This is a genomic window from Acidithiobacillus sp. TH-A117 (genome assembly GCF_057473465.1).
The window spans coordinates 1-22675 of the sequence record NZ_JBYCKQ010000047.1; the positions used below are offsets into that span (position 1 = coordinate 1).

18 protein-coding genes are annotated in these 22675 nt (G+C 55.7%); 10 read left to right on the top strand and 8 right to left on the bottom strand.

Annotated elements, in window-relative coordinates:
• Window positions 1–108 precede the first annotated feature (108 nt).
• The 6 genes from secG to tldD form a co-directional block, all read right to left on the bottom strand.
• The gene (gene secG / locus AC2VLR_RS11605; protein ID WP_486882254.1) at window positions 109–543 is read right to left on the bottom strand and encodes a preprotein translocase subunit SecG; all 435 of its coding nucleotides are present in this window, start codon (window positions 541–543) and stop codon (window positions 109–111) included.
• Window positions 544–546: 3 nt separating this feature from the next.
• The gene (gene tpiA / locus AC2VLR_RS11610; RefSeq protein WP_486882255.1) at window positions 547–1320 is read right to left on the bottom strand and encodes a triose-phosphate isomerase; all 774 of its coding nucleotides are present in this window, start codon (window positions 1318–1320) and stop codon (window positions 547–549) included.
• A 120-nt stretch (window positions 1321–1440) separates the two neighbouring features.
• Window positions 1441–2781, bottom strand: a complete 1341-nt coding sequence (gene glmM, locus AC2VLR_RS11615; RefSeq protein ID WP_486882256.1) for a phosphoglucosamine mutase — start codon at window positions 2779–2781, stop codon at window positions 1441–1443.
• A complete protein-coding gene (gene folP / locus AC2VLR_RS11620; RefSeq protein ID WP_486882257.1) occupies window positions 2778–3590 on the bottom strand; it encodes a dihydropteroate synthase in 813 nt (270 codons plus the stop codon). Before folP ends, glmM begins: the two co-directional genes overlap by 4 nt.
• 53 nt (window positions 3591–3643) lie before the next feature.
• Window positions 3644–5569, bottom strand: coding sequence for an ATP-dependent zinc metalloprotease FtsH (gene ftsH, locus AC2VLR_RS11625; RefSeq protein WP_486882258.1), 1926 nt, complete (start codon window positions 5567–5569; stop codon window positions 3644–3646).
• A gap of 96 nt (window positions 5570–5665) precedes the next feature.
• Window positions 5666–7111 carry a metalloprotease TldD gene (tldD, locus tag AC2VLR_RS11630; protein ID WP_215843763.1) on the bottom strand — a complete coding sequence of 482 codons (1446 nt, stop codon included), beginning with the start codon at window positions 7109–7111 and terminating at the stop codon, window positions 5666–5668.
• Window positions 7112–7430: 319 nt separating this feature from the next.
• Between tldD and AC2VLR_RS11635 the strand changes: the two genes are divergently transcribed.
• The 3 genes from AC2VLR_RS11635 (at window position 7431) to AC2VLR_RS11645 (ending at window position 12720) form a co-directional block, all read left to right on the top strand.
• Window positions 7431–10283: a ribonucleoside-diphosphate reductase subunit alpha gene (locus AC2VLR_RS11635; protein ID WP_486882259.1), complete on the top strand. Its 2853-nt coding sequence runs from the start codon at window positions 7431–7433 to the stop codon at window positions 10281–10283.
• Between the two features lie 20 nt (window positions 10284–10303).
• Window positions 10304–11416, top strand: a complete 1113-nt coding sequence (locus AC2VLR_RS11640) for a ribonucleotide-diphosphate reductase subunit beta (RefSeq protein WP_486882260.1) — start codon at window positions 10304–10306, stop codon at window positions 11414–11416.
• 290 nt (window positions 11417–11706) lie between these two features.
• Window positions 11707–12720, top strand: coding sequence for a zinc-binding alcohol dehydrogenase family protein (locus AC2VLR_RS11645; protein ID WP_486882261.1), 1014 nt, complete (start codon window positions 11707–11709; stop codon window positions 12718–12720).
• 212 nt (window positions 12721–12932) lie between these two features.
• On the opposite strand, the gene AC2VLR_RS11650 is transcribed toward AC2VLR_RS11645, so the two are convergent.
• Window positions 12933–13697, bottom strand: a complete 765-nt coding sequence (locus AC2VLR_RS11650; RefSeq protein ID WP_486882262.1) for an EAL domain-containing protein — start codon at window positions 13695–13697, stop codon at window positions 12933–12935.
• Window positions 13698–13988: 291 nt separating this feature from the next.
• Between AC2VLR_RS11650 and AC2VLR_RS11655 the strand changes: the two genes are divergently transcribed.
• Complete coding sequence (locus AC2VLR_RS11655) at window positions 13989–14456, top strand: rhodanese-like domain-containing protein (RefSeq protein ID WP_486882263.1); 468 nt, start codon at window positions 13989–13991, stop codon at window positions 14454–14456.
• Between the two features lie 72 nt (window positions 14457–14528).
• Here the strand turns inward: AC2VLR_RS11655 and AC2VLR_RS11660 are convergent, their stop codons facing one another.
• Entirely contained in the window at window positions 14529–15332 is an 804-nt protein-coding gene (locus AC2VLR_RS11660) for a DNA-formamidopyrimidine glycosylase family protein (protein ID WP_486882264.1), read from the bottom strand.
• Window positions 15333–15506: 174 nt separating this feature from the next.
• Here AC2VLR_RS11660 and leuS point away from each other — a divergent pair, with 174 nt between their 5' ends.
• From leuS to AC2VLR_RS11690, 6 genes are all read left to right on the top strand, one after another.
• Window positions 15507–17972, top strand: a complete 2466-nt coding sequence (gene leuS / locus AC2VLR_RS11665; RefSeq protein ID WP_486882265.1) for a leucine--tRNA ligase — start codon at window positions 15507–15509, stop codon at window positions 17970–17972.
• Window positions 17969–18487: an LPS-assembly lipoprotein LptE gene (locus AC2VLR_RS11670; RefSeq protein ID WP_486882266.1), complete on the top strand. Its 519-nt coding sequence runs from the start codon at window positions 17969–17971 to the stop codon at window positions 18485–18487. Before leuS ends, AC2VLR_RS11670 begins: the two co-directional genes overlap by 4 nt.
• A 2-nt stretch (window positions 18488–18489) precedes the next feature.
• Window positions 18490–19521 (top strand): DNA polymerase III subunit delta, encoded by a 1032-nt coding sequence (gene holA, locus AC2VLR_RS11675; RefSeq protein ID WP_486882267.1) that lies wholly within the window; start codon window positions 18490–18492, stop codon window positions 19519–19521.
• 88 nt (window positions 19522–19609) lie between these two features.
• The gene (locus AC2VLR_RS11680) at window positions 19610–20866 is read left to right on the top strand and encodes a glutamate-5-semialdehyde dehydrogenase (RefSeq protein WP_486882269.1); all 1257 of its coding nucleotides are present in this window, start codon (window positions 19610–19612) and stop codon (window positions 20864–20866) included.
• A complete protein-coding gene (locus AC2VLR_RS11685) occupies window positions 20847–21845 on the top strand; it encodes a biotin--[acetyl-CoA-carboxylase] ligase (RefSeq protein ID WP_486882270.1) in 999 nt (332 codons plus the stop codon). The genes AC2VLR_RS11680 and AC2VLR_RS11685 overlap by 20 nt, the downstream gene beginning before the upstream one ends.
• A gap of 10 nt (window positions 21846–21855) precedes the next feature.
• Window positions 21856–22578: a type III pantothenate kinase gene (locus AC2VLR_RS11690; RefSeq protein ID WP_486882271.1), complete on the top strand. Its 723-nt coding sequence runs from the start codon at window positions 21856–21858 to the stop codon at window positions 22576–22578.
• Window positions 22579–22675 lie beyond the last annotated feature (97 nt).

Below are 22675 nucleotides of genomic sequence, written 5' to 3' on the forward strand. Positions count from 1 at the left end.
GGATTCGAACCGGTACAGCTTGCGCCGCCGCCCCCTCAAGACGGTGTGTCTACCAATTTCACCACTTCGGCCGAAGTCTTAAAACTTTCTCATGACCTGCCAGTTACGTCAAGGCTTCTCAGGTGATTTTGCAGCAGAAACCGGCGTTGCCGACTTCGGCTTCTGTGCAGGGCTTGTCAGTGCGGGAGCAGCTGATGTAGCTGCGGCTGCGGCGGGCTGGGTACCGGGCGCGTTACTGACGGGTTTCACCGGCATAGTGCTGGTCACAGGAGCCTTACTCGGCAAGGCAATCCCGGAAGTCATGCTGGACGCGGCGTGATCCGAAAGATAAGCCAGACCCAGACTGTTCAAAAAGAAAATCGCCCCCACTACTGCGGTGGTATGGCTCAGAAAGTTGCCTGCACCCTGGGCGCCAAATACGGTTTGCGAACCGCCTCCGCCAAAGGCAGCGCCCATATCCGCTCCCTGCCCCTTTTGAATCAGGACCAAGCCCACCAGTACAACGCAGATAATGACCTGAAACACCAACAACACGGTGTACATCAATCAACCTCCTCGCTCTGCCGACTCGGCAGCACGACAAATCTGGATAAATTCTCCGGCGATCAGGGATGCTCCGCCTACCAGGGCACCATCAATATCGGCCTGATTAAACAGCGCTGCAGCATTATTTCCCTTGACGCTGCCTCCGTACAACAAAATGATCCGCTTGGCCAATTGGCTGGAATAACCGGCGATCAGGTTGCGGATAAAAGCATGCACAGCCTGGGCCTGTTCCGGGCTGGCACTCAGCCCCGTACCAATAGCCCAGATAGGTTCATAGGCAATAATCAGGTTGGGCTGGCTGGCCTCCCGATTCAAGAGGGGTAATATGGCTTCCACTTGGCGCTGCAGAACTTGTTCCGTTGTCCCCTGTTCCCGCTCTGCCGCACTTTCGCCCACGCAAACCACGGGTATCAAGCCCGAAGTCAGTGCTGCCTTGATCTTGTGAGCGACCAGATCATCACTTTCTGCAAAAATCTGTCTTCTTTCCGAGTGGCCCACCAAAACGTAGCGACAACCCATATCCCTGAGCATCGCTCCCGATATTTCACCGGTATAGGCACCATTGGCCTCCCAAAAAAGATTCTGCCCGCCCCAACGTAACGCCGTGCCTTTGGCTTCCTGGGAAACGGCATGCAGTAGAGTAAAGGGCGGAAACAGCACTACTTCCGGACGCATCTGTTCCAGCCCGGCGCTGAGAATGGCTTGGGTAAGATGGACCGCATCGGCACTGAGGCCATTCATCTTCCAGTTTCCGGCAACCATGGTGGGACGCAAATCGAATCTTCCTTTTTCAGCTATATGTCATAATCATCTAATGTGCGACTGAGTGTAAAGACTCGCTGGGCAGTGGTCAATTTTGACAGCACTGCCTTTGACATTCATTGTCTGGCAGGCTCACCCTGCTGCGAGGATCTCCAACTCTGCTGCCAGTTTTCTGGCAACCCGGTCTGCCAGTTCCGCCGATTTCGCTTCCACCATGATACGCAGCAGAGGCTCTGTACCTGAGGGCCGGACCAGCAGGCGGCCCTGGTCGGTCAGAGTCTGTTCCGCCGCCGCAATGTACTTTCGGGCTGCCGGATGATCGAGCAACTGTCGTGCATCTGCCAGCCGAACCCCAATCAGCACCTGGGGGTAAGGTCGATAGCCGGCGCGCAGCTCTGCCAGACTTTTGTGCTGTCTGCGCATAATGGCCAACACCCGCAAGGCCGCCAGTATGGCATCCCCGGTCGTATTGGCAGGAGTGATAATATGCCCCGAAGATTCCCCACCCAAAGTAAAACCATACTGCTGCATGGCTTCCAGTACATAGCGGTCACCCACGGCACTGCGTACAAAAGGCACCCCCAGATCAGCCAGACTCTGTTCCAGGGCGAGATTGCTCATGAGCGTGCCCACCACGCCCGATAAAGCATTCTGTTGTTGCATATCCCGCGCCAATAACCAGATGAGTTCATCACCATCCAGCACTTCGCCTTTTTCATCTACCAGAATCAGGCGATCGCCATCCCCGTCAAAAGCGATGCCGAGGTCTGCCCCGCTACTACGCACCGTGTCCTGGAGAATTTCCGGGCAGGTCGAGCCGACTCCTGCATTGATGTTGATGCCATCAGGTTCTACACCCAACAAAGTCAGCGCGGCACCCAATTCCCGGAACACCATGGGACCCACCTTGTAATTGGCGCCGTGGGCACAGTCCACCACCAGATGCAGGCCGCGCAAATCCAGATTGGCCGGAAAGGTGGTCTTGCAAAACTCCACATATCGACCGGCGGCATCATCTATCCGCCGCGCTTTGCCCAGTTGTTCGGAAGCCGAAACCAGCATGGGTCGATCCATCCAGGCTTCGATAGCTTCCTCCTGGGCGTCGGGTAGCTTGTAGCCGTTTCCGGAGAAAAACTTGATGCCATTATCCTGATAGGGATTATGGGAAGCGCTGATAACAATGCCCGCATCGGCGCGTAGGGTGCGGGTCAGATAGGCAATGGCTGGTGTGGGCAGGGGACCAACCAGCAACACGTCCACCCCGGCGCTGGCAAGGCCGGACTCCAGGGCGGATTCCAGCAAATAACCGGACAGCCGCGTATCCTTGCCTATGACCACCCGGGGACGCCCGCTCACTCCGGCGGTCAGCACATGCCCCGCTGCCCAACCCAGCTTCAATACCCATTCCGGATGAATCACCGAATCGCCAACCCGACCCCTGACGCCATCTGTGCCAAACCATTTTCTGCTCATGGTGCTATCCTCAAGGGCTGCGCTGCGCCCTGTTCTTGTATACCTGTCCAGACCCTGATGGCCTGCACTGTTTCTGCGACATCATGGACCCGCAGCACCTGGGCACCATGGGCCACAGCCCACAGTGCGGCGGCAATGCTTCCCCCCAGCCGCCGGGCGGCCTCCGACACCCCCGACAGGGTACCAATCATGCTTTTCCGCGAGACACCAACCAGAATCGGTAATCCCCAGGTCTGCAAATCTTCCAGATTCTGCAAGAGCAGGCAGTTACCCTGTAAATCCTTGGCAAAACCCAATCCCGGGTCCAGCAGCAATTGCTCGCGCTGAATACCGGCTGCTTCACAAGCCGATATTCTTTCCCGGAAAAAATCCTGTACCTCGCCGAGCAGATCAGTATAGCGGGTTTGCCCCTGCATATTCCTGGGTGTGCCGCGCATGTGCATCAAACAGACAGGAATCTGCAACTCTGCGAGCAGCGCCAGGGAATCGGGATCGCCGCGCAGTGCCGTCACATCATTCATCAGGCCAGCCCCCAAAGACCAGGCTTCGCGCATGACCGATGCCTTGTAGGTGTCTATGGAAACCGGCAAAGGCACTGCAGCCATTACTGCTTCCACAACCGGCAGCAGACGCTCCATTTCTTCACTGGCAGATATGGCGGGAGCGCCGGGACGGGTCGATTCAGCACCAATATCAATGATGTCAGCACCACTCTCCCAGATCTGGCGGGCGCGCATGACGGCCTGATCCCGACAAATAAAAGCGCCGCCATCGGAAAAAGAGTCGGGGGTAACATTCAAAATCCCCATAACACAAGGGCGCCCCAAATACAGCGGGCGCCCATTGCAGTTCAGCGTTACGGTCAAACGGGATGCTCTCCGGGATTCAGACCAGGCAGAGGCTGGCCGCCGGTTTTGTCCGGACTAGCCGCGTTGCCGTCAGAAGGCATGCCGGGATAACTTCCGGCCCCATCCACTGGCGGACGCGGATCACGCCCGGCCATGATGTCGCTCACCTGATTGGAATCCAGAGTTTCATATTTGAGCAACGCTTGGGCCATGGCCTCCACCTTATCGCGATTTTCCTCGATAAGCTTGCGAGCAATGTCATAACGTTCACGAATGATGTTGCGGATTTCTCCGTCCACCGTCATGGCCGTCTGTTCGGAAATGTTACTGTGTTTGGTCATTTCCCGCCCGATGAATACCTCTTCTTCCTTTTCACCAATGACCATGGGACCAATACTGGACATGCCCCACTGGGTCACCATTTTCCGGGCCAAGTCGGTGGCGCGTTCAATATCATTGCCCGCACCGGTGGTCATCTGGTTCAGGAAAACTTCTTCGGCAATACGCCCGCCCATGAGAATGGAGATGTTGCTGAGAATTTCCAGCCGCTCATAGTTGAAGCGATCTTCGGTCGGTAACTGCATGGTTACCCCTAAAGCCCGACCGCGCGGAATGATGGTGACCTTGTGCACCGGATCAGTACCGGGCAGCAGTTTGGCTACCACCGCGTGACCGGATTCATGGTAAGCCGTGGTCTCACGCTGTTTGTCGCTCATCACCACCGACTTGCGCTCGGCACCCATCATGACTTTGTCCTTGGCATTCTCAAAGTCATGCATGTCCACCAGACGCTTGCTTTTCCGGGCTGCCATCAAGGCCGCTTCATTGACCAGATTGGCCAGGTCGGCTCCGGAAAAACCCGGAGTGCCCCGGGCAATGACCTTGGGATCCACGTCAGGCGTAATGGGCACCTTGCGCATGTGTACCTGGAGAATCTGCTCACGACCGCGAATATCCGGCAACGGAACCGTGACCTGGCGGTCAAAACGACCGGGACGCAGCAGAGCGGGATCCAGCACATCGGGACGGTTGGTAGCCGCCACCACAATGATGCCTTCCGTACCTTCAAAACCGTCCATTTCTACCAGCAACTGATTGAGGGTCTGCTCACGTTCATCATTGCCACCACCCAGGCCGGCACCACGCTGACGCCCAACCGCATCAATTTCGTCGATGAAAATAATGCAGGGCGCATGTTTCTTGGCCTGTTCGAACATGTCCCGCACCCGGGAAGCACCGACACCCACGAACATTTCCACAAAGTCAGAACCGGAAATGGAGAAGAACGGCACCCGGGCTTCACCAGCGATGGCCCGGGCCAACAGCGTCTTGCCCGCACCCGGTGAACCCATCAACAGCACGCCCTTGGGAATACGCCCGCCGAGGCGCTGAAACTTCTGGGGATCGCGCAGGAAGTCGACAATTTCCGCCAACTCTTCCTTGGCTTCTTCCACACCAGCCACATCGGCAAAAGTCACCTTGTTGTTTTCTTCGGTGAGCATCCGCGCCTTGCTACGCCCGAATGTCATGGCGCCACGACCGCCCGCGCCACCGCCGCCCATCTGCCGCATGAAGAAAATCCAGACGCCGATGAGGAGCAACATGGGGAACCAGGAAATCAGGATGGACAGGAGAATGGACTGACCTGCCGGGGGTTTGACATTGATTTTCACCCCTGCCGCCAGCAACTGGGGGACCAGTTGGGTATCATTGGTCGGCGTATAGACGCTGAACTTTTGCCCCGAACTGAGGCTGCCCGTGACATGATTGGCATCAATATTCACATCGGCCACTTGGCCCTGCTTGATGCTGTTCACAAAGGTTGAGAAATCCATGGCCTGAGCCGGCGTTGAACTGCTCGTATTGAGGTTCTGAAACACCAGCATCAGGATGACCCCTATAGCCACCCACAACAACACGTTTTTTAAGACATTATTCATAAGTTACCCCCCGCAAGGGAGAATTTGGACCTGATTCAAGATGGACAGACACTTTGATGTTAGCCCCCTGTAAAGCTACTGACAATAACCTTTTTTTCATCCCTGGGTTCCTCCGACCGTCAGGTCGCGTATTTTGAGGGTAGGCTGACCGACCCCTACCGGCACGCTCTGACCATCCTTGCCACAAGTGCCTACACCTGTGTCTAATTGGAGATCATTGCCGATCATTTCAACCCTGGTCAGCACATCCGGTCCATTGCCAATCAAGGTCGCCCCTTTTACCGGCCGGGTTATTTTACCATTTTCAATCAGATAGGCTTCTGATGCGGAAAAGACAAATTTGCCGTTGGTAATATCCACCTGACCACCACCAAAATTGACTGCATACAGCCCACGGCGGACGCTGGCAATGATTTCCTGAGGATCCCGATCACCCGCGCGCATGTAGGTATTGGTCATCCGTGGCATGGGCAGATGCGCATAGGACTCGCGGCGACCATTGCCCGTCGAACGGGTACCAGTCAGACGGGCATTGAGAGTATCCTGGAGATAACCCTTGAGGATGCCGTCTTCAATCAGAGTAGTGCATTGGGTGGGCGTACCCTCGTCGTCCACATTGAGACTGCCCCGGCGATTTTCCAGAGTGCCATCGTCCACCACCGTTACCCCCGGCGCCGCCACCCGCTCACCGACCCGGCCACTGAAGGCGCTGGTACCCTTGCGATTGAAATCCCCTTCCAGACCATGGCCGATGGCTTCATGCAGGAGGATTCCCGGCCAACCCGGACCCAGCACCACGTCCATACTGCCGGCCGGGGCGGCTTCGGCCTCCAGGTTGACCAGCGCCTGGCGAGCGGCTTCCCGGGCGAAATCTTCCGCCATCTGCCCTTCCAAAAAGTGCTGATAATCAAAGCGACCACCACCGCCAGCACTACCCTGCTCCCGTCGCCCGCCCTGCTCGGCAATGGCTGAAACATGCAGACGCACCAACGGCCGCACATCTGCCGCCATGGTGCCATCCAGCCGGGCCACCAACACCGCTTCGAAGCGCGCACTGAGGCTGGCCATGACCTGAACAATACGCGGATCCACCGCCCGCGCGGCGCGCTCTACCCGCTCCAACAAGGCAATTTTTTCTTCATTGGGAATGGAAGCCAGTGGATCGGTGGGCTGATACAGAGATAGACCCTGACGTCGTTGCCAGACCAGCCCCCGGTTTTCTCCACTTTGATGGACAATGGCCCGGGCCGCGTCAGCGGCTGTCAACAGGGCATCCACGGCAATTTCATCCGAATAGGCTAGCCCCTGCCGCTCACCGTTGATGGCGCGCACGCCCACACCCTGCTCGATGGAATGACTACCGCTTTTGACCACCCCTTCTTCCAGACTGAAACCTTCGCTGCGGCTGTATTGAAAATACAAATCCGCATCATCCAGAGCCCGGTGCGATAATCGGCCAAACACTTTTTCCAGCTCCCCTTCGCTGATGCCGCCGGGTGCAAACAAAGTGGCGCGTGCTATATCCAGGGTTGAAGCTGTCATATTTGATCCTTCCTAGCATATCTATGGGCTCAGTATGCGCCCAAGAACCCGTTTAGAACAAGTCCAGTTTTATTGATGGGAAATCTCATCCCAGAAAACATCTCGAAATCCTTGAAAAATGATTGTGCTGGCCACCTTATCCACATCTTGTCACACAGTTATCCACGCTCTCATCCACAATATGTAGTTGACAACAGCTTCAGCAGGACTATATTTAGTAGATGAGGCGTCTGGCAAGCATTTGTTTTCCCGGGTGCCCGTCGCGTGCCCTGCACGCTGCTCTTTCCTGGCCCCTTTCGCCCTGCTTCGGAGTCTTCACATGCCCAACCCTGCCGCTCAAGCCGTTGTCAGCAATCCCGCCTACGATCCTTCAGAAGCCAGCCACTACAAGGTAATCCGCCGCAACAATGCGGTAGTCACCTTTGATGCCAGCAAAATTCATATCGCCATGACCAAAGCCTTTCTGGCCGTGGAAGGCGGCAGCGGTGCAGCCAGCGCCCGGGTGCGCGATCTGGTGACCCGTCTGACCGGACAGGTCATCGAGGCTTTGCAAAGACGCCAGCCCGGTGGCGGCACCTTTCATATTGAAGACATTCAGGATCAGGTAGAACTGGCCTTGATGCGGGCCGGGGAACATGAAGTAGCCAGAGCCTACGTGCTCTATCGTGAAGAGCGCGCCCGTGAGCGTCGCCAGCAGAACGCTGCCACACCCCTCACCGATATCCCGCAAATCCAGGTGAAATATCCCGATGGCAGCCAGCGCCCTCTCGATATGCAGCGCCTGCGCGCGGTGCTGGAAGAAGCCTGCAGCGGTCTCGGCGAAGCCGTTTCCGTGGATATGCTGCTGAACAATACCAGCAAAAATCTCTACGACGGCATCAGTGAAGATGAGCTTTTTCAGGCGCCGATTCTGGCAAGCCGGGTCATGATCGAGCGCGATCCTGCCTACGCCTATGTTTCTGCGCGTCTGCTGCTCGATCGGGTCCGCTGGGAAGTGCTGGGAGAAGCCGCTACCCAAGCTGAAATGGCCCTGCGCTATCCCGAATACTTCCGGGACTATCTGCAAACCGGCATTGCCCATGAACTGATTGATCCCCGCCTGGGACAATATGATCTGGACCGGATCACGGCAGCCCTGAAACCGGAGCGGGATCTCAATTTCCAGTATCTGGGCCTGCAGATTCTCTACGACCGTTATTTCCTGCATGTGCGTGATCGCCATATTGAACTGCCTCAGTCCTTCTGGATGCGCGTCGCCATGGGTCTGGCCATCAATGAGGTCGATCGGGAAGAACACGCCATCGCTTTTTATGAAGTACTCTCCAGCTTCGATTTCGTCAGCTCAACGCCGACCCTGTTCAATTCCGGCACCCTGCGTCCGCAATTATCCAGCTGCTTCCTGACCACCGTGGGAGATGATCTGGACGATATTTACGAGGCTATCAAGGAAAATGCCCTGCTTTCCAAATTCAGCGGCGGCCTGGGTAATGACTGGACTCCGGTGCGGGCGCTGGGATCTTTCATCAAGGGTACCAATGGCAAATCCCAGGGAGTGGTTCCCTTCCTCAAGGTCGTCAATGACACCGCCGTCGCCGTCAATCAGGGCGGCAAGCGCAAGGGCGCGGTCTGCGCCTACCTCGAAACCTGGCACATGGATATCGAGGAGTTTCTTGAGCTGCGCAAAAATACCGGCGATGACCGGCGTCGTACCCACGACATGAACACCGCCAACTGGATTCCCGACCTGTTCATGGAGCGGGTGGAAAGCAACAGCGCCTGGACCCTTTTCAGCCCCAATGAAACGGCCGACCTCCATGACCTGACCGGCTCCGCATTCCGCGCGCGCTACGAACACTATGAGCGCTTGGCCGATGCCGGCGAAATCGAACTCTACAAAAAAATTCCGGCCATTCAGCTTTGGCGGAAAATGCTGACCATGCTTTTTGAAACCGGGCATCCCTGGATTACCTTCAAGGACCCCTGCAATCTACGCAGTCCTCAGCAGCATGTGGGTGTCGTCCACAGTTCCAACCTCTGTACGGAAATCACCCTCAACACCAACGACAAGGAAATTGCCGTGTGCAACCTCGGCTCCGTCAATCTGGTGGCGCACCTGAAAACCACGGCCCTGACTGATGTTCCCGCCCTGCGCACCGAGAGCACGCCCGAAGATCTGCTGGCACTACTGGATACGGACAAGCTGAGCCGCACCATCCGGATTGCCATGCGCATGCTCGACAATGTCATCGACATGAACTACTACGCGGTCAGCAAGGCGCGTAACAGTAACCTCCGTCATCGCCCGGTGGGCCTCGGTCTGATGGGCTTTTCCGACGCCCTGCTGGAAATGCGCATACCCTATGCCTCGGCGGCCGCGGTGGCATTTGCCGATATCAGCCAGGAAGTGATTTCCTACCATGCCCTGGACGCATCGGCGGATCTGGCCCGGGAACGTGGCAGCTACCCCAGTTTTCAGGGTTCGCTCTGGAGTCAGGGCATATTACCCATCGACAGCATTGAAGTACTTGCCGCCAGCCGTGAGCATGGGGTGGATGTGGATCGCAGCTATCGTCTCGATTGGAGCGCGCTGCGCAACAAGGTCCGCGAGGGTATCCGTAACAGCAACTGCCTGGCCATCGCGCCCACGGCGACCATTTCCAACATTGTCGGCGTCAGTCAGGGCATCGAACCCATTTATCAAAATCTGTACGTCAAATCCAATCTTTCCGGCGAATTTACGGTGGTGAACAGCTATTTGGTACACGACCTCAAACGTCAGGGTCTCTGGGATGAAGTCATGGTCAATGATCTCAAATATTTTGACGGTTCCGTCATGCCCGTGGATCGCATTCCTGCCGCGCTCAAACCCCTGTATGCCAACGCCTTTGAAACCGATCCGGACTGGCTGGTGGAAGCAGCGGCACGCCGTCAGAAATGGCTGGACCAGGCGCAGAGTCTGAATCTGTATTTTGGGCAGCCCTCCGGCAAGAAAATTGACGAAACCTATCGTCTGGCCTGGAAGCGTGGCCTGAAAACCACGTATTACCTCCGTTCGCTGGGCGCTACAGCGGCGGAAAAATCTACTGTACAAACAGGCACTCTCAATGCCGTGCCCGGCCACCAGCCGAAGGCCTGTGCCATTGATGATCCCACCTGTGAAGCCTGCCAATAAGCAGAGGAGAATGTACCATTATGTTGAATTTTGAAAACCGTTTGCGTCCCGAGCCGCTGCGCAGCAGCCTGAATGATTTGCCAGCATCCTTGCCCGAAGATGAAAGCATCCGCTTCGCCCGGGTACGGGCCGAGGACAAGCGCATCATCAACGGCCGCGCCGATGTCAATCAACTGGTGCCATTCAAATATCAGTGGGCCTGGGACAAGTATCTGGCAGCCTGCGCCAACCACTGGATGCCCCAGGAAATCCAGATGTCCCGGGATATTGCCCTGTGGAAAGATCCCAAAGGTCTCACCGAAGATGAACGGCGGATCGTCAAGCGCAATCTCGGCTTTTTCGTCACCGCCGACAGTCTCGCCGCCAACAATATTGTGCTGGGCACCTATCGCCACATCACCGCACCTGAATGCCGGCAATACATGCTCCGTCAAGCCTTTGAAGAAGCCATTCACACCCATGCCTATCAGTACATTGTGGAATCCATTGGCCTGGATGAGGGAGAAATCTTCAACATGTACCACGAAGTACCGTCGGTACGTGACAAGGACCAGTTTCTCATGCCCTTCATTGACATTCTCGCGGACCCCCACTTCAAGACCGGCACTCTGGAAAATGACCAGAAACTGCTGCGTTCCCTGATTGTTTTTGCCGCCATCATGGAAGGTACTTTTTTCTATGTCGGTTTCAGCCAGATTCTCGCCATGGGTCGGCAGAATAAAATGGTCGGCGCTGCCGAGCAGTATCAGTACATTCTTCGCGACGAATCCATGCACTGCAATTTTGGCCTGGATCTGGCCAACCAGATCAAAGCCGAAAACCCGCAACTCTGGACGGAAGCCTTCCAGCAGGAAATTATCGACCTGATCCGGCGCGGGGTGGAACTGGAATGTGCCTACGCCGACGACACCATGCCGCGTGGCGTGCTGGGCCTCAATGCCCCGATATTCAAGGATTACGTCAAATTCATCGGTAACCGGCGCCTAGTCCAGCTGGGCCTGCCCCAACAGTATCCGGGTGTGCAAAACCCCTTCCCCTGGATGAGCGAAATGATGGATCTCAAAAAGGAGAAAAACTTTTTTGAAACCCGGGTGACAGAATATCAAACCGGGGGAGCGTTGAGCTGGGATTGATGTCAACCAATTTGCGCTTTGCCGGTATTCGTTGAGAATGTATTCCTCCAGTTTTGGCGGGATTTTCACATAAATCTTATGTGTGATTAAGCCGCCTTTTTCTAGCCCCCCTTAACTGCTGGGTCAATATTCTTTGGGTAATATCAGGTAGCAACAATCTGAATTCGTATGAAGACACACTTGATGACTCTCAGTATAAATAAAGCACCTCAGCAACGTAGGTGTGCGCACTTGTCAAAGCAATTTATACCGCTAACATTTATGTTAATTCATCTTCTGGGAGAATGACGATGCGTGCTTTTGCCTTTGATACTGCTTTATATCAATCCTCCTCCACCCAGCTTTATGCCGTAAAAGTCCCTACTCCTCAACCGACAGGTCACGATTTACTCGTGGAGGTTCATGCCGTGTCAGTGAATCCCGTCGACCTGAAAATACGGGCTGGAGTACAACCTTCTCCCGGAGAACAACGTATCTTGGGTTTCGACGCCGCCGGAGTCGTGGTAGCCGTCGGCGAGTCTTGCACCTTGTTTCAACCTGGAGATGCTGTGTACTACGCTGGTGAGATGCAACGACCAGGAAGTAATGCCGAGTTTCAGTTGGTGGATGAGCGTATTGTTGCCCGCAAGCCACAAAGCCTGAGTTTTGCCGAAGCGGCTTCCTTACCCCTGGCAGCGCTGACAGCCTATGAAATGCTCTTTGACCGCCTCCAGATACAGCAACGATCCCAACATAATGATCAATTACTGATAATCGGGGCTGCGGGTGGTGTAGGGTCCATGGCTGTCCAATTAGCAAAAAGGCTCACCGACCTGCAAATAATTGCCACAGCTTCGCGGCCTGAGAGTCAAGCCTGGTGCTTGGAACTTGGGGCGCACATGATAGTGGATCATACGCCAGCCTTTTCAGAAACCTGGATTTCTCAATCGTTAGTAAAGCCAAACTTTGTTTTTTGCACAACCCATTCAGAAACATATGCCTCACAACTTCCCGCCCTAATGGCTCCACAGGGACATCTTGGCCTGATCGACGATCCCGAAATATTTGATATCATCCCCTTCAAACAAAAAAGTATTAGCATTCATTGGGAATTCATGTTTACCCGGACTATGTACACTACGCCCGACATCCAGCGGCAACAGACAATCCTCGCAGAAGTTGCAGCACTTGTAGATGAAGGGAAAATCCGTCATACGACAACTAGAATTATTGACGGTTTTCATGAAGCTGCATTTGCACAGGCATATTCTCTTCTCAGTCAAGGCCATCACCATGGGAAAATAGTCATCCATTTTAAGCACTAGCGACCTCTTTAAAAAGCGAACATATATCACAAATTAAAGTTATCACCTTGGCTTATCGAACAGCAATCCCAATGTCAACATAAATTCAGGCTTTACGATTGTTGCAATGTATTATCCTGCCCAAAAATTTGGAAAGATTGCCGAATATGGCTAATATTTTCCTATCCGGAAACCCCCAAGCAGCATAATTCAGTTGAATTTATCGCTAATTTTTACAGCAGATCAAAATCCACCTTGGGTAACATTTCAAAACCCGGTTTTGCAAAATAAAAGCCTTGCATTAAATCAATGCCCATATCAAACAAGAAAAGCATTTCTTCTTGAGTTTCGACACCTTCAGCAAGAGGTGTGATATTGAGTTCAAAGAACATTGACAAGCAGCTTTTAAGAATTATCTGGCGTACAGGGTCATTCTGAATATTACGGATCAGATCTATATCTAACTTAATTATATTTGTTTGGAATCCAGCGAGCAAACCTAAGCCAGAATAGCCGGCACCAAAGTCATCAATAGCTGTCAAGAAACCGGATTGCTTATAGTATTCAACAATATTTTTGAGATGGCTATTATCCTTTACTTTTTCAACCTCAGTAAACTCAAACATAATCCGATGAACCGGAAAACTGAACTCCTTAGCCGCTTCAAGAGTTGTTCTTATACAAAGCTCAGGACGATAAACCGCATTTGGAAGAAAATTAATGCTCAGCATTGAATCGATGCCAAGCTTTGCTGCTAAAGAAATTGCTTTAACCCGACAAAGCTGATCAAAATGGTATACATTATTTTCATTTACTTGAGCTATAACAGAATAAGCCGACTCTTCATTCAAGCCACGAACCAAGGCTTCATAACCAAATATGTTTTTAGAAGAATATTTCACAATCGGCTGGAAGGCCATCGTAAAATCAAAACCAAGATCATTATTTTCGGCGCATTGATTACATGGTTTAACTTTAACTTCTTGCTTGTTTCTCATACGTAGATTATCTCCTCACAACTAACATACTTTGGATCATCTCACCAACCAAGAACAGTGCACCCAGTAACATACCAATCGGTTGGTTGGTTTTCAAGGGAAATATCTCAAACCACTTACTTCAGACCGCTCTTCAAGATCTATATTCATTCAAAACTTCGTAAAGACCGTTACCCCATGCTTGGAACATCGGCAACGAAGATCGCCGAACTGCCTCCCTAAGCAAGGTAGTGATATAGTCTAATATGGTTGAATGACAAGCCCCATAAACGGCCATACAAGGAGACAAAAATGACCATGACAGCAAACATGACGAGCACCGAAATTCTGGAAAAAGCTCACGAGCGTGCCCAGGCGGCTGGCAAGCGCCATGCCGGGGACCTGACTCCGGAGGAGGCTCACACCCTGCTCCGCGACCATCCTGACGCCATGCTGGTGGATGTACGTTCCCACCCGGAACTGGATTTTGTCGGTTTCATTGAAGGAAGCAAGCATATTCCCTGGCAAAATTATCCCGGCATGACGCCCAACCCGGACTTTGACCAACAGATAACGGCAACGGCCAAGCCAAAGCATCTCCTGCTGCTCTTATGCCGTACCGGCGGGCGCTCCCTGGCGGCTGCCGAACATCTGGCCGACTTGGGTTATCAGCACTGCTACAACATTCTGGGGGGTTTTGAGGGCAAGCACGATCCCCAGGGCCAGCGTGGCAAGGTGGAGGGCTGGAAAGCCAGCGGCTTACCCTGGAAGCATAAATAAAGTCCGCCAGGGCAATCCGGGTCGGTGCGGGGCAAACTCATACGCGACCCGGAAAGCTCGATAAAGTCAGAATTATTGTTGACAGACCGGACAAAACAACGCGGTTTTACCACCCACCGACAAGGTCTCCAGAGCTCCGCCGCAACCCGGACAATGATTGTCTTCCCGGTGCCGGGTGAGAAAGGTTTTGGGAAGCAAATTGGTTTTGGCCTGACAGCGTACCGCCCGATCCAGGACCTTCGGGATCTGTTCCAGAAAGCGGTCGCGCTCTTCGTCACTAAGGCTGGGAGCCGTGCGATCGGGGCGCAGGCGCGCCTGATAGAGAATTTCGTCAGCCCATACGGCACCGATGCCCGGAGTAAAGGCGTCGTCCAGCAGAATATTGCGCAGGGCACTGCGCCGCCGCGATAGGGCTTCGCGCAAAACACTCAAGCCCTCCCCTTGCACCATCAAGGGATCCGGTCCCAGCTTGGTCAGAAAATCCACATCACTATTTTCATCGAGCATGCGCAGACGATTGCCCAACTGGGTTCCATGCAGGCGCAGACGCTGGTGACCATTGATCTGGATTTCCAGCACTGCCCGGAGTTCTTCTTCACTTTCGGTCTGCGCCGGCCCGCGCTCCAGCTCGACACTGAGTTCGCCGCCCAGCTGCATGGCAAGAATATCCTTGCGCGCCAGCTCCAGGAACAGGTACTGACCATAACGATGCAAATCGGTAATGGGCTTGCCTTTGAAAGCCGCTTCCTCGATGCCTGCTGCATCTGCCTGCAGTTCGCCTTTGGCATTATGCAGTTGCAACACATTCACCCGTTTGTTGAGGATATTGCGGCGTAATTTTTGTCTGAGTAATTCCAGTTCCGGCAATTCAGCCATGCTTTCTCCATATGTGGTTTTTTAATTCCGGTTACTGACTAGTCTAACCTGCGCACCATCATGCGCCAATGGCAAAGCCCAAAAGCCCCCATTTCGTCCCGGAAGATTGCGCCACTCCGGTGCCTGTGGCAACCTTTGTGCCACTTCAACATATCGGGCTGAACGACAGAATTCATGGATATTCCCGCCTACTCTCCCCAGGACCTTGAGCCTGCGGTACAAAAACGCTGGCAAGACCAGCAGATTTTCCGCGCCCCCGGCGTACCCGGCAAAGACAAGTTCTATGCCCTGGCCATGTTCCCGTATCCCTCGGGACAACTGCACATGGGCCATGTGCGCAATTACAGTATTGCCGACGCCATTGCCCGTTATCAGCGCATGCGCGGGAAAGACGTACTCCAGCCCATGGGTTGGGACGCCTTTGGCTTGCCTGCGGAAAATGCCGCCCTGAAAAATGGCCTGGCGCCTGCCCAGTGGACCATGGATAACATCGCCCACATGCGCGGTCAACTCCAGCGCCTGGGCTTGGCCTATGATTGGTCAAGAGAACTGGCCACCTGCACCCCCGACTACTATCGCTGGGAACAATGGCTGTTCGTTAAACTCTGGGAAAAGGGACTGGTTTATCAAAAGCTCAGTACCGTCAACTGGGACCCGGTGGATCAGACAGTCCTCGCCAATGAACAGGTGGTAGATGGTTGTGGCTGGCGCTCCGGAGCACCCGTCGAGCGCCGGGAAATTGTGCAGTATTTTCTGCGCATTACTGCTTATGCCGAAGAACTGCTGGAGGGTCTGGATACTCTAGTGGAAGGTTGGCCGGAGCAGGTGCTGACCATGCAACGCAACTGGATTGGCCGTTCCGAAGGCGCGGAAATCCATTTTCCCCTATGCAGTGGAGAGGGTGTCATCAAGGTCTTCACAACCCGTCCCGACACCCTGATGGGCGCTACCTATCTGGCCGTAGCGCCGGAACATCCACTTGCCGTGCAAGCGGCAGAACAAAACAAGGATCTGGCCAAATTTCTGGAACGCTGCCGTCACGGTTCAGTTTCAGAAGCGAGCATCGAAACCCAGGAGAAGGAAGGTCACCCCCTCGGCATTCTTGTCCAGCATCCTTTAACGGGCGCAGAACTGCCGGTCTGGGCGGCCAATTTTGTACTGATGGGATACGGTGAGGGCGCAGTAATGAGCGTTCCGGCCCATGATCAGCGCGACTTTGAATTTGCCCGCAAATATCGTCTGCCGATTCAGGTCGTCATCGCCGCAGACAGCGCCGTTCCAGCCGCAGATACCATGACAGAAGCCTACACTGGCGCAGGCATCCTGGTGCATTCAGGTCCCTTTGATGGACTCGACAATGAAGCGGCCAAAAGCCGCATCACCCAGGCGGTCAGTGAAAAGGGGCTGGGACAGAAAACCGTCAATTTCCGTCTGCGCGACTGGGGCATTTCCCGGCAACGCTACTGGGGAACGCCCATCCCCATGATTCATTGCGCACATTGCGGGGTTGTGCCGGTTCCTGAAGCGGACTTGCCGGTGCGCTTGCCGACCCATTACCAGCTCAAGGATCCCCGTTCGCCCTTGCTGGATGACCCGGAATTCCTGAATGTACCCTGCCCGCGTTGTGCGGCTCCGGCGCGGCGGGAAACCGACACCATGGATACTTTCGTGGAAAGCTCCTGGTATTACGCCCGCTTCGCCTGCCCGGATGCGGAAAATATGCTCGATGAACGGGCGGCCCAATGGTTACCGGTGGACCAGTATGTGGGCGGTGTCGAACATGCCGTGCTGCATTTGCTTTATGCCCGTTTTTTTAATCGCCTGCTGCGGGATGTGGGGTTACTGCCCGCCGACAAGGCCCACGATGAACCGTTCCGGCAATTGCTCACCCAGGGCATGGTCTTGAAAGACGGCAGCAAAATGAGCAAGTCCAAGGGCAATACTGTGGACCCCCAGGGACTCATTGATCGCTATGGAGCGGATACCGCACGTCTTTTCATTTTATTCGCGGCCCCTCCCGAACAACATCTGGAATGGTCCGATGCAGCGGTCGAGGGCGCTCATCGTTTTCTCAGCCGCATCTGGCGCCTAGTCCATGAATACGGGGCCGCTACCCTGCCCATACCAGTGGAATTGTCGACAGAGGCAAGAGATTTGCGCCGGGCGGTGCACCAGTGCATCGAAAGGGTCAGCCGTAACATGGAAGGTCGGTATCATTTCAACGTGGCCATTGCCGCCATCATGGAACTGAGCAACAGCCTCATGAAAATCACTCCCGAGGCCAGCGCCGATCTGCGTGCGGTTCTGGGAGAGGGACTGCGCGCCATCGTCCTGATGCTTTCGCCTTTTGCCCCTCACCTGACCGAAATTCTCTGGGAATCTTTGGGTCAAAAAAACCCGCTCACCCAGACCGGCTGGCCGGAGGCCGATCCCGAAGCATTGCAATCGGATATCCTGACCCTGGTCATTCAGGTCAACGGCAAGCTGCGGGAACGTATGGATTTCCCTGTCGGAGCAGATAATGACAGCATCGAAAAAGCCGTACTGAGTAGCCCCGCCATGCAGCGCCATCTGGAAGGCAAAAGCGTGCGTAAGGTCATCGTGGTGCCGGGCCGGCTGGTCAATCTGGTGCTGGGATGAGCTGGCTGCGCCAGCGCTGGGCTTACTGGCTCATCAGCGGGCTCTTGCTCGCCCTGGCGGGTTGCGGGTTTCATCTGCAGACGGGGGGGAGCATTCCATCCAGCCTACAGGGAATGCGTGTTTCCGGTAACGGCCCTAGTGGCGGCGCCCTGGCTCAAGCCGTGCATCGGGAATTGCAACGGGAGGGCAATATTGGTCGCAACGATGGGCCGCTCCTGCAAATTGACAATGCCTATGTCTCCCAGCGCATCATCAGCATCAGTCCCAGCAGTGGGGTTGCCCTGGAATTTCTGGATACCCTGCATGCGCAATTCAGGGTGATGGATCAGCAGAAAAAAGTGCTTTTGCCTGTCCAATCCCTGCTGGTGGAAAACAGCTTCAGTTATAACAGTGGCAACCCCTTGGCCACCAATGAACAGCAGATTCGTGTCGAGCGATTACTGATGGATCAGGGCGCCCGGCAGATTCTCCGGCGGGTGCTGAACAGTCCGGCCGTCCGCCAGCCCCGGGACTGAAGATGCGTCTCAAGCCGGGGCAGTGGTCGGCACATCTGCAGGGCAAGCTGGCGGCGGTTTACGGGCTGTTCTCCGATGAACCCCTGCTCCTGCAGGAAGCCGAAGACGCCCTTTGTGCGGCGGCGGCAGCCCAGGGTTTTGCCCAGCGCCAGCGCCTGAATCATTCCGCCGCCCCCTGGGAAGCCCTTCGGGATGAACGGGATGCCGGCTCACTGTTTGCTGAACCACGGCTGCTGCTCCTGCGCCTGGACAGCATCAAAATCCCCAAGGAAGGAGTAGGCGCCCTGCAATACTGGCTGGCTTCGCCTGCCCCTGATGCATTGCTCGTTCTCAGTGGTCCACGCCCCGATGCCAACACCCAGAAAACCGCCTGGTTCAAGGCCCTGGAAAGTCAGGGACAGACTCTGTTGTTGTATCGCCCCGAAGGAGCAGACTGGATCCGCTGGATTGAGCAACGCCTTGCCCTGCAAAAAATCTCCGCCGATCGCGACGCCATCCAGTTGCTGGCGGACCTCGGTGCCGGCAATCTCAGCGCCTGCCATCAGGCTATTTTGCGTCTGCAACAAATTCATCCCGGCCAGACCATCGATGCCCGGGCCATTCGCCATGTGCTGGCTGATAGTAGTCAGTTCACGATTTATGATCTGGCCGACGCCAGCCTCCGCGCCGAAGCGCCACAGATTCTGCGCATTATCGACCGTCTGCGCAGTGGCGACGGAGAACCCGCCCTCTGCCTCTGGGCATTGCACAAAGATTTGCGCATTCTCGCCGAGTTGCGCGGTGGACATATGGACACCGAACAGTTTTTTCGCCAGAACCGGATTTTTCCCCCGCGTCAGGCCTGGTTGCGGCATGCGGCCAAGCGCTTGAGCGGCGCGTCACTGCTGGCCGGCATCCGCGAATGCCTCGACATTGACGCGCGCATCAAGGGTCAGGATCCCACGCCCATCTGGCCGGCATTGACCGATTTATGCCTGCGAATTGCCGGAAGCGCCGCAGATCGGCACAATAGAGAGAACATCCGCGCGAACTGATCCCCACGCTACGGCCTCGCAGCGCCATAGCGGATCTTCGCTGATCTCATGTCTGCCAGATGGCAGACACCGCAGAGGAGAATGAATCATGGAGTTACACCAGGAAATGGAAAAAATCGGCGAACGGGCGCGCATAGCCCAACGTCGCCTGCAAAGTGCAGACAGCGCCGCCAAGGACCAGGCCCTGCGACTGATGGCCGAGTTCTTGCGCCGCGATGCCGATAATTTGCAGCGCGCCAACCGCAAGGATTTGCGCAGTGCCGAAGAAGCCGGTAAAGATACCGCCTTCATCGATCGCCTGCGCCTCGACGACGCGCGCATCGAAGCAATGGCCCAGGGTCTTGAACAAATCGCGGCCCTCCCCGACCCGGTGGGGGAAATCACGGATTTGCGCTATCGCCCCAGTGGTATCCAGGTGGGTCACATGCGTGCTCCGCTGGGGGTGGTTGCCATGATTTACGAGTCCCGCCCCAATGTCACGGCAGACGCAGCGGGGCTTTGCGTCAAGTCAGGAAATGCCGTCATCCTGCGCGGCGGTTCGGAGTCCCTGCACAGCAACATGGCCATAGCCGAGCGCCTGCGGGCAGCCCTGGGCAAGGCCGGTTTACCCCTGGATCTGGTGCAGTACGTCAATACCGCTGATCGCGAGGCGGTTGGCCTGCTGATCAGCATGGACAAGCATGTGGACGTAGTGATTCCGCGCGGCGGGAAAAGTCTGGTGTCCCGTATCAAGTCCGATGCCACCGTACCCGTCATCATGCATCTGGATGGCAACTGCCATGTGTATGTGGATGCCGAAGCCGATGCCCGCAAAGCCCTGAAGGTGGTGGTCAATGCCAAAACCCAACGCCTCGGCACCTGCAATACGGCCGAAAGCCTGCTGATTCATCAAAGTCGCATGGATGATTTGCTGCTGCCCATTGTCCAGGCTCTGCAGGAAAAAGGCATCGAAGTACGGGCCTGCGCGCGCAGCCTGCCCATGCTGCCTGGTGCTGTGGCCGCCAGCGAGGAAGACTACGCCACCGAATATCTGGCTCCCATCATTTCGCTCAAGATCGTGGACGATCTCGATGCGGCCATCGCCCACATCAATCGCTACGGGTCGCAGCATACCGAATCCATCCTGACCGAAAACTATACCCATGCCCGCCGCTTTCTGCGCGAAGTCGATGCCAGCTCGGTGATGGTCAATGCCTCCACCCGCTTCGCCGATGGTTTTGAATACGGTCTGGGCGCGGAAATCGGTATTTCCACCAACCGCCTGCATGTACGTGGTCCGGTTGGCCTGGAAGGCCTGACCCTGCAAAAATGGATTGTTCTGGGAGATGGTCATATCCGCGCCTGAAGCTCCCACTGCGGCACTGCAACAGCTGCTGGAGAATCTGGGTCATAGTCCGTCTGTGGCTGCTGCCACGCTGGCTGAACCCTACGCCCTGCTGCAGGAAGCCCATCATTGGGGCATTCCCCTGCGCCGGTCTGGTGATAGCCTCTTTCTGGAATATCCCCACGCGCCTCTCAATGCTGCGGAAATTGCGGATGCTGCGGGTATTCCCGAAAGCCGCATCCGGGTTCTGCCAGCCTGTGCCTCGACCAATACGGAATTACTCAGCAACCCGGGCGACCAGGGTATTTGTCTGGCGGAAAGCCAGTGGGCCGGACGGGGACGCAGAGCCCGCCAGTGGTCTTCGCCTTTCGGCCTGCACCTGGCCATGAGCATGGCCTGGTCACAAAAAATCCAGATCAATCCCGCCCTGACCCTGGTCGCCGGCCTCAGCGTATTTCAGGTACTGAAAAATAGCGTCAAGGGGCTCTGGATCAAATGGCCCAATGATATTTGGGTCAACGACCGCAAGCTGGGCGGTATATTGCTGGAAACCCGACGCCTCAACCAGCAATCCCTGCCCCATGAAACCAGGCTCCATGAAACCAAGTTCCGTGCATCACCAGCCCATGCGGCCAATCTGCTGGTGCTGGGACTGGGACTGAATGTACACCACGACGCCTCCCTGCCGGACAGCGCCGTGAGCCTGGCGCAACTCCATGTCAACCTGTCGCGCAGCACCCTGGCTGGACAGATTCTGCAGCGCTGGCAGGCAGATTTTGCCCGCTTTGACCACGCGGGCCTGCAAGCCTTCCTGCCTCTTTGGACAGAAGCCGCCGCCCCCATGGTGGATGCAATCGTTCAGATCAGTGACGCCCGGGGTCATTATCCCGCTCAGGTCAGGGGCATCGGAGCAGATGGCCGGTTGCAGGTCCAGGAGTCCGGCAAGGCTCCGGTCTGGCTGAGTGCCGGCGACGTCAGTCTGCGCCCGCTGGTATCATGATGGTGATCGCATGCTATTGATCGCCGTAGGCAATACCCGGACTCTGCTGGCCCATAGCGGAGATGGCCAGCAATTCCAAAGCATCAGCGTGGCTACTGCCTTGCATCCTGCCCACATTTTGCAACAGTGGGAACAGATCTGCCCCGTGCGGGAAGAAGATGTTTTTGCCCTGGGTGGCGTCGTTCCCGAGGCCATGCAGCACTGGCGCGAACTATTACCGCCTGGCCGCTTGCGGGAACCCGATCTGGCCGTATTTCAGCGACATATTCCCAACAACTACACGCCCGCTGAGAGCCTGGGTTTTGACCGCCGCTGCTGCCTGCTCGCGGCAGCCCGGGATTTCCCCTCCCAAAGCAGCATCATCATCGACATGGGTACGGCCATTACCATTGATTTATGGGCCGAAGGACGCTTTCAGGGGGGAAGAATCCTGCCGGGAATCACCATGAGCCTGCACGCCCTTTACCTGGGTACCGCCCTGCTTCCTGACATGGAACTACCCATACCGGCGCCGGAACTGGGCAATAATACCGGCACAGCCATCCAGTCCGGGGTCTTCCATCTGTTTGTCGATGCCTTGCAGGGTGCTATCCAGCATTTTCAGCGCATATCCCCGGACGCACAGGTATTGCTGACCGGTGGCGATGCCGATCTTTGGCAGACACAGATTCCCGGCAGTCGCCATGTACCGGATTTGCTGCTGCGTGGATTTTATGGATGGTTGCAGGGCTAGTCATGGCCCGTCAGGAGCGTCGGTCCGCTAACGGTCAAGTACTATCATTCACCCTATTTTCCTCTTGGCGTTTACCGCGCCCCCATGTAGGCTACTC